Source organism: Prochlorococcus sp. ALOHA_ZT_50, assembly GCF_022447305.1.
Lineage (GTDB): Bacteria > Cyanobacteriota > Cyanobacteriia > PCC-6307 > Cyanobiaceae > Prochlorococcus_A.
Window position 1 is genome coordinate 1 of sequence record NZ_JAKVCI010000066.1, and the last position, 1,870, is coordinate 1,870.

At 32.7% G+C, this 1,870-nt stretch carries 2 protein-coding genes; both read right to left on the reverse strand.

Annotation, left to right across the window (positions count from 1 at the left end):
• Positions 1-87 precede the first annotated feature (87 nt).
• Entirely contained in the window at positions 88-1,554 is a 1,467-nt protein-coding gene (locus tag MK115_RS09280) for an AAA family ATPase (protein WP_287610955.1), read from the reverse strand.
• A 15-nt stretch (positions 1,555-1,569) separates the two neighbouring features.
• Positions 1,570-1,870, reverse strand: a 301-nt coding sequence (locus tag MK115_RS09285; RefSeq protein WP_502923870.1) for a YidC/Oxa1 family membrane protein insertase, incomplete at its 5' end; no start/stop codon positions are given.

Here is a 1,870-nt window from a genome sequence, read left to right on the forward strand (position 1 = left end):
ATCAATTCATTATTTGGGTTTTTTGATGAAAAATTAACTAAATTAGTGATTTTTTAACTAAGTAATATTTTCAAAATTAAATTTTAGTTACGATGCAGAACGAGCACGTCCTGTAGATGACCATTCTTTTAGTAAATCAATTTGCTCTTTAGCTGTTCTTGATAAGGGAACTAATTCAGAAACTGCCTTTATTAAATCTTTCTCCATAAGCTCTCTATTTTCAGAGAATGAAATATGCATCCCCTCTATTACTGCTTGTTCAAGTTCTGCTCCTGAGAATCCATCTGTTCTATCGATGATAGTAGATAGAGGAAAACTGTAACTTGGTCTTCTTTTTTTTAAGTGCAAATCCAGAATACTTAATCTTTCTTCAGAATTTGGTAAATCAAGAAAAAATATCTCATCAAATCTACCTTTCCTTAATAATTCAGCAGGAAGCTTATCTATAGCATTAGCGGTAGCAATGACAAATACGGCGGATTCTTTTTCAGCCATCCAAGTTAGCAAACTTGCCAAAACCCTTTGACTTGTTCCTCCATCACTTCTAGCATCGCCACCAAAGCCCTTATCAATTTCATCGATCCAAAGGATACAAGGAGACATGGCCTCAGCTCTTAATATTGTTTCTCTTGTTCTTGCCTCGCTTGAACCAACAAGGCTAGAAAATAGTCTTCCAACATCTAGCCTAAGCAGCGGCATCGACCAACTCTTAGAAATTGATTTTGCGGTTAGCGATTTCCCTGTTCCTTGAGCTCCAACGAGTAAGACTCCCTTGGGAATAGGTAATCCATAGTCTCTAGCTTCTTTAGAAAAGGCCCTGTATCTTTGATTAAGCCAAACTTTTAAAACATTTAAACCACCAATATCATCTTGACTTGATTTAGCTTCGAAAAATTCTAAAATTTCACTTCTGGCGATTACTTGTTTTTTCTCTTCAAGAATATCTTTAATATCTTCTTTACTTATTTTTCCTCTTTGAGCAAGGGCCTTTGCAGTGACTTGCTTTACTTTTATTTCGGTAAGTCCACTTGAAGCTATAGAAAGTTCGTTTAAGTCTTGTTCCTCAAGATTTGAATTGGTATTAATAGCAATTTTTTTTATTAGATTTTTCAATTCTTTTTGATCAGGTAAAGGTAGATTTACAATTGTCATTAATTCATCCAGCTCTTCTGATGATGGAAATAAATGAGAACTAATAATTAAATTATGACTAGTTTTCTTAAGCGCTGAAGATAGTTCTTTAATAGTTCTATTGATAGATGGATCATCATAAAATTTATGAAAATCTTTAACTAATAAAACTGTTGAAACTTCAGAACTTTGTTCTTTAAGCCAATTAAGAACTCCTAACGGATTATTAGAAAATTTACCTTCTTCATTTATTAATCCTTTTATACCGCTAACACAATCCCAGCAAACGAATCTTTTTATATTTAGTCTTTCACAAGAGAAATTAACCAGTTTTTCTAATCTTTCCTCTTCTTTAGTCCTGATCCAAATTAATGAGGTTCTTGATTTTATGAGTAATTCTAAATTTCTACACCAAGAATTCATTATTTAAGATTAAGACTATTTTTTACTATTAGGTTCAAAAGGTAATCTTTTATCTGAGACAGCTGAAGCAGAAGTTGTTATTACTTCATTTTTTGCTAATAATTGTTGATCCAAAATTTTCTGTAAATTCTCAGGAAGAGCTTCTTTATTAAGCAGAAAAGTCTGAAATGCTTGGAAAATATTAGCAACAACCATGTAGAGTAAAACTCCAGCTGGTAGTGGGAAAAACAAAAACATTCCAGTAATCATAACGGGAGTAATTTTATTTGCTGTTGATTGCTGTGGATTCGCAGGCATGCCCTGACTTGATAAAACT